This window comes from Dyella terrae (assembly GCF_022394535.1).
In the GTDB taxonomy this organism is placed as follows: Bacteria; Pseudomonadota; Gammaproteobacteria; order Xanthomonadales; family Rhodanobacteraceae; genus Dyella.
The window spans coordinates 868,635-881,503 of sequence record NZ_CP089414.1 but is presented as its reverse complement, the minus strand read 5'-3'; the positions used below and the strand labels follow the sequence as shown (position 1 = coordinate 881,503).

At 61.4% G+C, this 12,869-nt stretch carries 10 protein-coding genes; all 10 read left to right on the top strand.

The genetic code is table 11. From position 1 onward, the window contains the following. The first annotated feature begins 330 nt into the window (after positions 1–330). The 10 genes from DYST_RS03550 to tssH all read left to right on the top strand — a co-directional run bounded on the left by DYST_RS03550 (position 331) and on the right by tssH (position 12,805). Positions 331–972, top strand: coding sequence for a response regulator (locus DYST_RS03550; RefSeq protein ID WP_239950103.1), 642 nt, complete (start codon positions 331–333; stop codon positions 970–972). 71 nt (positions 973–1,043) lie between these two features. After that, positions 1,044–2,837 carry an ATP-binding response regulator gene (locus DYST_RS03545; protein WP_239950101.1) on the top strand — a complete coding sequence of 598 codons (1,794 nt, stop codon included), beginning with the start codon at positions 1,044–1,046 and terminating at the stop codon, positions 2,835–2,837. Between the two features lie 315 nt (positions 2,838–3,152). Further along, positions 3,153–3,656, top strand: a complete 504-nt coding sequence (gene tssB / locus DYST_RS03540; RefSeq protein ID WP_102304065.1) for a type VI secretion system contractile sheath small subunit — start codon at positions 3,153–3,155, stop codon at positions 3,654–3,656. 6 nt (positions 3,657–3,662) lie between these two features. Then, positions 3,663–5,156, top strand: coding sequence for a type VI secretion system contractile sheath large subunit (tssC, locus tag DYST_RS03535; RefSeq protein ID WP_239950099.1), 1,494 nt, complete (start codon positions 3,663–3,665; stop codon positions 5,154–5,156). Between the two features lie 86 nt (positions 5,157–5,242). Continuing rightward, entirely contained in the window at positions 5,243–5,743 is a 501-nt protein-coding gene (locus DYST_RS03530) for an Hcp family type VI secretion system effector (RefSeq protein WP_102304068.1), read from the top strand. A gap of 29 nt (positions 5,744–5,772) precedes the next feature. Further along, positions 5,773–6,561, top strand: a complete 789-nt coding sequence (locus DYST_RS03525; RefSeq protein ID WP_239950097.1) for a type VI secretion system accessory protein TagJ — start codon at positions 5,773–5,775, stop codon at positions 6,559–6,561. A 12-nt stretch (positions 6,562–6,573) separates the two neighbouring features. Further along, complete coding sequence (tssE, locus tag DYST_RS03520; protein WP_102304071.1) at positions 6,574–7,077, top strand: type VI secretion system baseplate subunit TssE; 504 nt, start codon at positions 6,574–6,576, stop codon at positions 7,075–7,077. A 4-nt stretch (positions 7,078–7,081) separates the two neighbouring features. Next, the gene (gene tssF, locus DYST_RS03515) at positions 7,082–8,965 is read left to right on the top strand and encodes a type VI secretion system baseplate subunit TssF (RefSeq protein ID WP_239950095.1); all 1,884 of its coding nucleotides are present in this window, start codon (positions 7,082–7,084) and stop codon (positions 8,963–8,965) included. Continuing rightward, on the top strand, positions 8,929–9,951 hold the full coding sequence (tssG, locus tag DYST_RS03510; RefSeq protein WP_239950093.1) for a type VI secretion system baseplate subunit TssG: 1,023 nt from the start codon (positions 8,929–8,931) through the stop codon (positions 9,949–9,951). Before tssF ends, tssG begins: the two co-directional genes overlap by 37 nt. Positions 9,952–10,072: 121 nt before the next feature. Further along, entirely contained in the window at positions 10,073–12,805 is a 2,733-nt protein-coding gene (gene tssH / locus DYST_RS03505; protein ID WP_239950091.1) for a type VI secretion system ATPase TssH, read from the top strand. Positions 12,806–12,869: the final 64 nt, after the last annotated feature.

Here is a 12,869-nt window from a genome sequence, read left to right as displayed (position 1 = left end):
CCACCACTGCCCCAAAGACGACACTCTCCGCAGGTCGGTACTGCAACAAGTAGCCAGTGACGCTATCGAGAAGGCCGTGATGGTCTAGAGAACGCCGTTCCAAACGCTCAACTCAAACGCCCCTCAGAGGCCTGCAGCTGATCACAATGCCGCTGAGTGGGCGCCTGGGGGCACAGCATGCTGCGGGCTCAGAAATGTGATCCATACTTTTTACACTTGCACCCTCGAGCTAGTAAGGCAAACTTGCCGCTTTCGTGGATCGATTCCACGGACACAGTGCTATCTCTTCGCCGTGCCATTTCACGGTCACGATGCGAGAAACGGGGAACCATGTACGCGATATTGCTGGTGGACGATCACGCGATGTTTCGTGAGGGAATACTGCTGACCATTACCAGGGCTCATCCAGCCCTGGAGATCCATGCAGCCTCGTCGGGCGCGTCCGCCTTGGCGACACTGGAAGCGCATCCGGGCATCGGACTGGTCGTGACAGACTTCTATTTGCCCGATATGCCAGGAAGTGCCCTTGTGCGCCTGTTGCGTACGATGCGCCGCGACATTCAGATCTTGGTGGTCTCCGCCTCGGAAGATCCCGCGGACGTGCATCGGGCGCTGCAGGCGGGTGCAGGTGGATTCATTCACAAGACCGCCGGCAGTCAGAGCTTGCTGGACGCGCTCTCGCGCGTGTCGGCTGGGCTGGGCTATCTGCCGGATACCTATTCGCCCACCGGTGAAGGCGCGGCGCCACGCGATGAGGCTGCATTGCTGGCCAGGCTGACGCCACGACAAACGGATGTGCTGCGCCTAGTGTGCGAGGGCATGCGTAATGGCGAGATATCGCAACGACTGGGCATGACGGAAAAAACTGTCAAGGCCCATATGTCGGTCATCCTCAGCGTGCTGGATGTACCCAACCGCACGCAGGCAAGCCTGTTGGCGCGTCGCGGGGGTTTGCTCGGCAAACCCAGCTAAATTGAAACGAGCGGGGCGATTCCATGGGTGATGACAACGGGCGGCCCGGGCGGTCATACGACGCAGCGACCATGACCGTGGCGATCGATGCCGACCATGTTCGCGAGATCCAGCTCGCCTCGTTGCGGCGAAGCTTTCCGTTCGCTCTGTTCGGCTCGACACTGGTCGCCTGCATGACGGCCAACGTGCTCTATCACTCTGTGCCGGTGGCCGAGCTATGGGCCTGGCTCGGCATCTCGTTGTTCACCTCAGCCTGCCGGCTTGCGGCCTTGATCCGCTACTCCCGCACACTAGCGCAGCCCGGGGCAGGTGAGCGCTGGCTGCGGCGTATGACGATGGGCAACCTGGTGTCGGGAATGTTGTGGGGTGGCGGATTTGCCTACTGGTCGTTCACGGTGCCCATCGAATACCAGCTGTTCTTCATCGTGATCCTGTTTGGGCTGGGCACGGGCGTCATCTATTCCAACTACATGATCCTGCCCGTGGCGTATGCCTTCCTGTTGCCGGCGTTCGCTCCTCCATTTATCGCGCTGGCATTCAAGCCATCAGCCCTGCATCTCGCACTGGTCACGGGCGGCATTGCCTATCTCGTGGCCGCCATTGCCTTCATCCATCGGATGCATCGAACGCACATGGATGCGCTGAGGCTGGGCTATGAAAACCTGGCGCTGCTGAAGCAAGTGCAGAAGGAGAAGGAAGCAGCCGAACGTAGCGATCTGGAAAAATCCCGATTTCTTGCGGCAGCAAGCCACGATCTTCGGCAGCCGGTGCATGCCATGAGTCTGTTCCTTGAGTTGCTGGTCAAGGAGAGCCTGTCCGACCATGGCCGCTACTTGGTAAACAACATCACCAGCGCGACCGCTGCTATGGGGCATCTGTTTGATGCGCTGCTGAACATCTCCCGCCTGGATGCCGGCGTGGTGCAGCCAGCATATCAGTCGTTTCCACTGGACTGCCTACTTGAGCAGCTATGTGCCGAGTACTCTTTACAGGCGCAAAAGAAAGGGTTGGAACTTCGTGTGCGGCCAAGTTTTGCCGTGGTTCGCACGGACCCCATCCTGATCGAAGTCATCGTACGCAACCTCATCAGCAACGCCATCGAGCACACGATCCAGGGGCGGGTGCTCATTGGTTGCCGCAAGCGTGCTGGGCAGGTATGCATCGAAGTATGGGACACGGGCCCGGGTATTCCTGAAGATCAACAAGAGCGTGTGTTTTGGGAGTTCCATCAGCTGGGTAACCCGGAACGCGACCGAAAGAAGGGGCTTGGCCTGGGCCTGGCCATCGTGAGGCGCACGGCTCGCCTGCTGGACCACGGGCTGACACTGTTCTCCGTGCCGGGACGGGGCACCATGTTCCGCTTGAGCGTAGGTCTTGATCAGAAGCACAAGGTGGATCAAGGCCACCTGGCCGCCAACATGACGAGTGAATCGCACGCAGCGCCCTATGGCAGAGGTGGAGCCCCAGCGGTTGAGCACCTCGTGCTCGTGATTGACGACGACGCGCAGAATCGCGAAGGCATGCGGTTGCTTCTGGAGAGCTGGGGGCATCGGGTCATCTGTGGGGCTAGTGGCGAGGAAGCACTGGCGAATGTCGTCCATCAGCGATCCAAGCCAGCACTGATCATCAGCGACTACCGGTTGCGTGACCATGAAACGGGCATTCACGTGATTGATTACCTGCGTGAGGAATACAACGACGCAGATATCCCTGCGTTGCTTATCAGTGGAGACACGGATCCTGTCCGTCTGATTGAAAGCAGCGAGCGCGGCATTCCTCTACTGCATAAGCCCGTGCAGGTCGAGATCCTTCGCGCCTGGGTGAGTCGCATGCTCCATGGCGAGGCGTCGCCTGCTGCACAGTAATCGCAGCATGGAGATTTCGCCTATCACGGCCTAGGTCTTTGGTCGCATGTCGCTCGTCGCACACGGCCTCGTGATGGCGCGCATTAGTCGACAGCATGTGTGCAAAAAGTGAGTGAAGAGATCCGCATCTGCGGATGCGAATGAGCGTGGCTGACCCATGAGACGGAATGACGGGTAGTCGTTGTGGTTCGGTGCAAGACTCAGTCTTCATCGAGCCGTTTGTCGTTGCGTAGAGCGTCGTGATTTCCATCACCTCGCTCGGCGTGTCGCAACGCATCGAGCAGGAATTCCGCCCAATACGATGGGAGACTCCGTATGGCTACCAAGAGCAGCCAAAAGTTCATTGCCCGTAATCGGGCTCCGCGTGTGCAGATCGAGTACGACGTTGAAGTCTACGGTGCACAGAAGAAGGTGCAGATCCCATTCGTGATGGGCGTCATGTCCGATCTCTCCGGGGCAAATGCCGGCGAGCTTCCTTCCGTGGAAGAGCGCAAGGCACTAGAGATCGATGTGGATAACTTCGACAGCCGCCTGCAGTCGATGAAGCCGCGTGTGAGCTTCGCCGTACCCAATACGCTGACAGGTGAGGGCAACCTCAGCGTGGACGTCACCTTCGAGAGCATGGACGACTTCTCGCCCGCTGCGTTGGCGCGAAAGATCGCTCCGTTGGCCAAGTTGTTTGAAGCACGCTCCCAGCTCGCCAATCTCGATACCTACATGGACGGCAAGGCTGGCGCCGAAAAGCTGATTGCACAGGCGTTGCAAGACCCCGCGTTGCTTCAGTCGCTGGCCTCTTCACCCAAACCGGAAGGGGAGTGATTACCCATGGCCACCGAGAGACTGGCTGACACAGGCGCTACCGCCGAAACCGTTGATGTCAATGAATTCGCCTCGCTTCTGAGCAAGGAATTCAAGCCCAAGAGCGACCGCGCCAAGGAAGAAGTCGAGTCAGCCGTACGCACGCTGGCCGAGCAGGTGCTGAGCAAATCGGACATCGTTTCTGAAGACGTATCGCAGACGATCAAGGCCTACATCGCCGAAATCGATCGCAAGCTCACTGAGCAGATCAACCTGGTCATGCATCACGCCGACTTCCAGAAGCTGGAAGGCGCCTGGCGGGGACTGCACCATCTGGTGAACAACACCGAGACGGATCAGCAGCTGAAGATCCGCGTGATGAACATCTCGAAGAAGGACCTTGCCAAGACGCTCAAGCGTTACAAGGGCACGGCCTGGGACCAGAGCCCGATCTTCAAAAAGCTGTACGAGGAAGAGTACGGTCAGCTCGGCGGCGAGCCTTATGGCTGCCTGGTCGGCGACTACTACTTCGACCATAGCCCGCCGGACGTGGAACTGCTGGCAGGCATTGCCCAAGTGTCGGCTGCCTCGCATGCGCCATTTCTGGCCTCGGCCGGTTCCACGCTGATGGGCATGGACAACTGGAACGAGCTCGCCAATCCGCGCGATCTGGCGAAGATTTTCTCGACGCCTGATTACGCCGCATGGCGCTCCCTGCGCGAGTCGGATGACGCCAAGTACATTGGCCTCACCATGCCGCGTACGTTGGCGCGACTGCCCTACGGCGCCGCGACCAATCCGGTGGAAGATTTCGATTTCGAAGAAGACACCTCCGGCGCCGACTCAGCGAAGTACACCTGGCAGAACGCAGCCTATGCGATGGCGGTGAATATCAACCGCTCGTTCAAGGAGTACGGTTGGTGTTCGCGCATCCGTGGCGTGGAGTCTGGTGGTGCAGTGGAGGGCTTGCCCACGCATACCTTTCCGTCAGACGACGGCGGCGTGGACATGAAGTGCCCTACCGAAGTGGCCATTACCGACCGTCGTTCCGCCGAGCTGGACAAGATGGGCCTGATGCCGCTCGTGCATCGTAAGAACTCCGACATGGCGGCCTTCATCAGCGCGCAGTCGCTGAACAAGCCGGATGAATACGACAACCCCGATGCGACCGCCAACGCGGCGCTCGCAGCACGCTTGCCCTACATGTTTGCCTGCTGCCGTTTCGCGCATTACCTCAAGTGCATCGTGCGCGACAAGATCGGCTCCTTCAGCAGTCGCGAGCAGATCCAGAGCTGGCTGACCAACTGGATCCTCAACTACGTGGATGGCGACCCCGCCAACTCCAGCGAGTCCTACAAAGCCTCGCATCCGCTGGCCGCCGCCGAGGTGGTGGTTGAGGAAGTGGAGGGTGCGCCGGGGTATTACAGCTCCAAGTTCTACCTGAAACCGCATTACCAGTTGGAAGGCCTGACCGTGTCTTTGCGACTTGTGTCGCGCTTGCCATCGCAAGCCAAGGCTTGAGCTTCGCACCGTCCTGACACTTCGCCCGTGCTGGATGGGTGAAGCAACGACATCGTCCGAGTTACATCGAGATAGGAGTGGGTTTCATGGCATTTGACATGCACATCAAGTTTGAAGGGAAGGCCGTCACCATCGATGGCAGCTCCGCCCACAAGAAGCACAAGGGCGAAGTGCCCGTGCTGGCCTGGTCGTGGGGTGCCTCCAACTCGGCCGACCTGCACAACAGCAAGACCGGTGGCGGTGGCAAGGCGCACGTGCAGGACATCTCGGTCACCAAGTACGTCGACTCGAGTTCGCATGCACTGCTCCAGGCCTGTTGCACCGGTGCCAGGCTGGATAAGGCCACCCTGGCGGTGACCAACGCCACCGGCGAACAGACGGACTACGTCACCATCGAGCTGAGCGAGGGCGTGATGGTCACGTCGGTGTCCACCGGCGGCTCCGGTGGCGAGGATCGACTCACCGAGAACGTGACCCTGCATTTCGGCAAGTTCCTCTACAAGTTCCAGCCGCAGAAGCCCGATGGCAGCGCGGACGGCGCCGCCAAGCCCTTTACCTACAACATGCAGGAAGTGGCGGCGGGCTGATCGCCGGCGAAACACAGGGAGTTACGGATATGACGCCAGAAACACTGCTGAAAGCCGGCGATGTCGAGGGTGCTCGGCAAGTGTTGATGGCGCATATTCGGAGCGAGCCGGGCGATGCGCGTGCGCGTATTTTCCTGTTCCAACTGCTGGCCGTGCTCGGCCAGTGGGAGCGGGCAGGCGACCAGTTGGTGGTGAGTTCCGAGCTGGACCCTGCCAACACATTGCTCGCACAGGCCTATGGCACGGCAGCGAGGGCCGAGGTGGATCGCACCTCGGTGTTTGCCGGTCGCAGCAAGCCCACGGTGATTGGCGAGCCGGAGCCGTGGGTGGCCTTGCTGCTGCACGCGCTCAAGCTTCAAGGGGAGGGTCGACATGTCGAGGCCGCTCAGCTGCGGGAGCAGGCTTTCGAGGAAGCGCCCGCTATCGGCGGGACGATCGACGGTCTGCCGTTCCAGTGGCTGGCCGATGCCGATTCCCGCATGGGGCCTTGCCTGGAAATCATCGTCAACCGCGGCTATGCCTGGTTGCCGACCACGCGAATCAAGTCGCTGGTCTTCGATGCGCCGTCCGATCTTCGCGACAAGGTATGGGCGCCTGTGCAGGTGACGCTCTCCAACGGTGGCCAGATGATGGGTTTCGTGCCTGCGCGTTATCCCGACACCGAACGTTCGGACGATGGCGAACTGCTCATGGCTCGCAAAACAACATGGCTGGATGTCGGGGCGGACAACTTCCTCGGTGTCGGACAACGCATGTTCATCACGGATGCGGGCGACCACCCGTTGCTGGATATCCGTCGTATTGAATTCGATACGTGAGGCAACCGCGCCGTGGCCGAACTCACCACCCAGGAAAGGCTGCAGCCTTCGCTGCTCGATCGCCTGACCGACGATGAGCCGGCCAAGTCGGAAGAGGGGCGCGACAAACGCGTGATTTCTTCGGCCCGCCTGCGCGAATGCGTGGCGCGGGATATGTCATGGCTGCTTAACTGCGTCAATCTCGAGGCAAGCGTGGATCTCGAGCTCTATCCCGATGTCGCGCGTTCTGTACTCAATTTCGGCATCCCGGATCTCACGGGCGCTGCGCTTTCTGGCATCGACACCGAGAAGCTGCAACGACGAATCCGTGAAGCCATCCTGGCGTTCGAGCCACGCCTGACGGCCAGCAGCTTGCGCGTCACGGTACGCGCCAACTCGGCCCGCATGGATCGACGATCGCTGATGTTCGACATCGAGTCGGAAATGTGGGCGCAGCCGATTCCCTTGAACCTTTACCTGAAGACCGAGATGGACCTGGAAACGGGCAAGCTCGCCGTCTCGGAAAGCCTGGGCTGACGCCATGGACCCGCGATTACTCCGCTACTACAACCGCGAACTGCAGCACGTGCGCGAAATGGGCGGCGAGTTCGCGCGTGAGTACCCCAAGATCGCCGGGCGCCTGGGCCTGGAGGGTTTCGAGTGCGCTGATCCGTACGTAGAGCGCCTGCTGGAGGGATTCGCCTTTCTCGCAGCTCGCGTGCAACTCAAGTTGGACGCGCAGTACCCCGTGTTTACCCAGCATCTGCTGGAGATGATCTATCCGCATTACCTGGCGCCTGTGCCCTCCATGGCGGTGGTGCAGTTGCATCCCGATCTGAAGGAAGGTGGCCTGGTGGCTGGGCACACAGTGCCGAGGCACACCGCACTGCGCAGTCTCACCGCACGAGACGAGCGCACGGCCTGCGAGTACCGGACAGCGCATGACGTCACGCTGTGGCCACTCAGCATCGTGGACGCCAAGTACCTCGAAACCCCCGCAGCCATCGCCGCGGCCGGCATTGAGCTTCCCGCCGGCAAGAGTGTACGCGCCGGCTTGCGCCTGAAGTTGACGGTGCCAGCCGGTATGCAGGTGAGCATGCTGTCCATGGATGCTTTGCCCGTTTTCATCGCCGGCAGCGACGAGCAGCCCAAACGCCTCTACGAGCAGCTGTTGGGCAATGCCGTGGCGTGCGTGGTCCGCGGGCAGGGTGCAGACGGCCCCTTCAGTCGCAAGCTGGACGCAGCGTGCATTCGTACGCGCGGCTTCGACGACGAGGATGCGCTTATTCCCTATGACGGCCGCTCATTCAGCGGCTACCGGCTGCTGCAGGAATACTTTGCCTGTCCGGAACGCTTTCTGTTTGCCGAGTTCACCGGCTTGCGTCCGCTGCTGGCCCGCATGCAGGGTAGTGAGTTCGAGCTGGTCGTGCTGTTTGATCGCAGCGTCAGCAGCCTGCATAACGCCGTGGATGCCAACAACTTCCGCCTGTTCTGCACGCCGGCCATCAATCTGTTCCCTCGTCGCGCCGACCGCATCCACCTGCAGCAAGGAAAGGCCGAGTATCACATCCTGGCCGATCGCACGCGCCCTATGGATTTCGAAATCCACAGCGTGGATCAGGTGGAGGGCTTCGGCGACCTGCAAGAGCCGGAGCAGCGCTTTCAAGCGTTCTACGGTGGCGACGAACGCACCTGGCACCAGCGTCAGGCGGCGTTCTACACCATTCGTCGCGAACCGCGTTTGCTCTCGGCGCGCCAGAAGTTGCAGGGGCCGCGCTCCAGCTATGTCGGCAGCGAAATGTTCATCTCGCTGGTGGACGCCAATGATGCACCGTATTCGAGCCGGCTTCGCCAGCTTGGTATGCAACTGCTGTGCACCAACCGCGATTTGCCACTGCATATGCCGATTGGGAAGTCGCGGACCGATTTCACCATGGATAGCGGCGCGCCCGTCGAGAGCGTGCGCTGCGTCGCCGGCCCCACCAAACCACGGGCACCACGCGCCACGGGTGAAACGGCATGGCGTCTACTAAGCCACCTGCAGCTCAATTACGTGTCCCTGCTGGACGAAGGTGCGGGCAAGGGCGCGGCTGCACTGCGCGAGATGCTTCTGTTGTATTGCGATGAATTTGACTCCGCGGCGCTTCGCCAGATCGATGGCATCAAATCCGTAGGCTCCCGGCCCATTGTCCGGCGCATACCGGTGCCGGGCCCTATTGCGTTTGGTCGCGGGCTGGAAATCACGCTGACCTGCGACGACGGTGCCTTCGAAGGTACCGGCGCCTATCTGCTTGGCGCAGTGATGCAGCGATTCTTTGCACGCTACGCCTCCGTCAATGCGTTCACCGAAACCGTACTGCGCACCCTGGAGCGCAACGAGGTAGCCCGATGGCCGGCGATGCTCGGCACACCCCAGATCCTGTAGCGCTGCACGCAGCCCTGCAGGCAACGCCGGAGGCCTTCGAGTATTTCGAGGCGCTGCGGCGGATCGAATGCGCGCACCCGGAAAAACCGCGGCTCGGCCAATCGGCCAAGCCGTCGGATGACCCCGTGCGCCTGTGCCACACGCCTTCGCTGGCCTTCGCACCGCGCATGATCGATCGCTACGAGTTGCGCGACGCCGGCCAACCACCACAGCTACACGGCTTGTTCTTTGGCCTGTTCGGGCCGAACGCGCCGCTGCCGCTGCATTTGACCGAGTACGCGCTGGATCGCGAACGCAACGCCAAGGACTCGACCCTTGTCGCCTTTGCCAACATCTTTCATCACCGCATGATGGGGCTGTTCTATCGCGCCTGGGCCAACGCCCAGCCCACCGTGCAGCATGATCGGCCGGCCGACGATGGCTTCCATTTGTATCTGGGCGCCTTGGTGGGGCAGGCGACGCCGCATCTGGATGCGCGTGACGCTTTACCCGACAGTTACCGGCGTCATTTCGCCGGGCGCTTGTGGCAGCAGGCGCGCAACTCGGAAGGCCTGCGTGGTTTGCTTGAGCGCTTCTTCCACGTGCCGGTGGCCGTAGTCGAGTTCGTCGTTGAATGGATGCGGCTGCCGCAGGGTGCTCATCTGCGGTTGGGTGGCGGCATGAATGTGGCAAGCCTGGGCCAGACTGCTGTGATCGGTGCGCAGGTGCGCGGGGGCCAGCAGCGTTTCCGCCTGCGCTTGGGCCCTCTCGATCGTCTTCAGTTCCACCGCTTCTTGCCCGGTGGAGAAGCGCTAAAGCAACTCACCGCCGCCGTGCGCGCGTATGCGGGCGACGAGAAAGCCTGGGACGTACAACTGGTGCTGCATGCGCATGACGCGCCTGTCGCTCAATTGGGGCGACAAGGCCGCATGGGTATGACCACCTGGATGGGCAAGCCGCGTCATGGCGCCACGGTGGACGATGTGATTCTTCATCCGATGAGCTAGGGCGCTTGCGCCCGTGTATCCGATGTTTCCAGAGAGTGGGCGATGAGCATGAAGGCGGCAATCCCCCAGACGCATGCCTTCGGCCCAGGCCGCTCCATCACTTTGAAAGGAAGTCGCCGTCATGGCTGAAATCAGTCGCAGCGCTCTATTCGGCAAGCTCAATAAGCTGGCCTATCGCGGCATCGAAAGCGCCACCGTGTTCTGCAAGCTACGGGGTAACCCGTACGTCGAACTGGTGCACTGGATTCACCAGATTCTGCAGCTACAGGATTCGGATCTGCATCGCATCGTCAAACAGTTCAACCTCAACCCGTCGAACCTGGCGCGCGACGTCACCGATGCACTGGATCGCTTGCCGCGCGGCTCCAGCACCATCTCCGACCTGTCGAGCAACGTGGAAGAGGCTGTCGAGCGCGGCTGGGTATTTGCCACGCTCATGTTCGGCGAAGCGCAGGTGCGTACTGGTTATCTCATGCTCGGCATCCTGCGCACCCGGCACCTGCGCAACGCGCTGGTGGCCATCTCGACCGAGTTCGACAAGATCAAACCGGAGGCCCTGGGCGAAAAGTTTGCCGACGTCGTTGGCGGTTCGCCGGAGGATGGCCAGAACGCCAATGATGGATTCCGCCTCGGCGGCACCGCACCCGGCGAAGCCAGTGGCGCGATGGGTCCTGCCCAGATGGGAAAACAGGAGGCGCTGCGCCAGTTCACCGTGGACCTCACGGAGCAGGCGCGTAGCGGCAAGATCGATCCCATCGTCGGCCGCGACGAGGAGATCCGCCAGGTCGTGGATATCCTCATGCGGCGCCGCCAGAACAACCCGATGCTGGTCGGTGAGGCTGGCGTGGGCAAGACGGCCGTGGTCGAGGGCTTCGCCTTGCGTATCGTGGCGGGCGACGTGCCGCCGCCGTTGAAGGACGTGGAGCTGCGCACGCTGGATGTTGGCCTGCTGCAGGCCGGCGCCAGCATGAAGGGCGAGTTCGAGAACCGCCTGCGTCAAGTGATCGAAGAGGTCCAGTCCAGTCCCAAGCCCATCATCCTGTTCATTGACGAGGCGCATACCCTGGTCGGTGCAGGTGGTGCCGCAGGCACGGGCGATGCAGCCAACCTGCTCAAGCCCGCACTGGCCCGCGGCAACCTGCGCACCGTCGGCGCCACCACCTGGGCCGAGTACAAGAAGCACATCGAGAAAGACCCCGCGCTTACCCGTCGCTTCCAGACGGTGCAGGTAGACGAGCCCAGCGAAGAGAAGGGCATCTTGATGATGCGCGGCGTCGCCAGCGTGATGGAGAAGCATCATCGCGTGCAGATTCTCGACGAAGCGCTTGAGGCCGCGGTGAAGCTCTCGCACCGGTACATTCCCGCGCGCCAGCTTCCCGATAAGGCCGTGAGTCTGCTCGACACCGCCTGCGCGCGCGTCGCCATCAGCCAGCACGCCGTGCCGCCCGAGGTGGACGACACGCGCAAGCGCATCCAGGCCTTGGATACCGAGCTGGGCATCATCGCCCGCGAGCGCACCGTGGGTATCGATGTGGCTGAGCGTGAGGCTGCAGCCTGCGAGAAACTTGCCTTTGCCAAGGCGCGACTGGAAACGCTGGAAGCCAACTGGCAGGCAGAGAAATCACTGGTCGAGCGCATCCTGGCGTTGCGCGCACGCCTGCGCGCTGACGCCTCGGTGGTCGAAGGCACAGGGAGTGCGTTGGAGAAGGCCGCCGATGCGGAGACGGATGTCGCGGTTCACGAACCCGTGCTCGACGAAGTGGCGCGCGCCAAGACACTGGGCGAACTCAAAGCATTGCAGACCGAACTGGCTGAACTGCAGGGCGATGCGCCGCTGATCCTGCCCACCGTCGACTACACCGCCGTAGGCGCCGTGGTTGCCGACTGGACCGGTATTCCGGTCGGGCGCATGGTCAAGAGCGAGCTCGAAACCGTGATGAACCTCGCCAGCCTCATGGCCCAACGCGTGATCGGACAGAACCACGCGATGGAGATGATCGCCAAGCGTATCCAAACCTCACGCGCTGGTCTGGATAACCCGAACAAGCCCATCGGTGTGTTCATGCTCGCCGGTACATCCGGTGTCGGCAAAACCGAAACCGCGCTCGCGCTTGCCGAGGCTCTGTACGGCGGCGAACAGAACCTGATCACCATCAACATGAGCGAGTTCCAAGAGGCGCACACCGTCTCCACGCTCAAGGGCGCGCCTCCAGGCTACGTCGGTTATGGCGAGGGCGGTGTGCTTACCGAAGCCGTGCGCCGCAAGCCGTACTCCGTCGTGCTGCTGGACGAGGTGGAGAAGGCGCACCCGGACGTGCACGAGATCTTCTTCCAGGTGTTCGATAAGGGTGTGATGGAGGATGGCGAAGGTCGCCAGATCGACTTCAAGAATACCTTGATCCTGCTTACCACCAATGCCGGCACCGACCTGATCGCCAGCCTGTGCAAAGATCCGGAGCTCGTGCCCGATCCAGAAGGGATGGCCAAAGCCCTGCGCGATCCGTTGCTCAAGATCTTTCCGCCTGCGCTGCTGGGGCGTCTGGTGACGATTCCGTATTACCCACTGAGCGCGGAGATGCTTGGCGAGATCGTCAAGCTGCAGCTCAATCGCATCAAGAAGCGCGTCGAGGCGCGCTATCGCATTCCTTTCGACTACGACGATGCCGTGGTGAGGCTGGTGGTAAGTCGTTGCACGGAGAGCGAGTCCGGCGGACGGATGATCGACGCGATTCTCACCAACTCGATGTTGCCAGACGTATCCCGCGAATTCCTCAGTCGCATGATCGAAGGCGTGCCGGTGGCAGGAGTGAAGGTCGGTATAGATGATGCGGGGTTCTCGTATGGTTTTGCTTGAAGGGGAAGATCACACGTAAGTCTGGCTACATGAGCGGACTTGCTTCCGAGGCTGTTCTTCAATC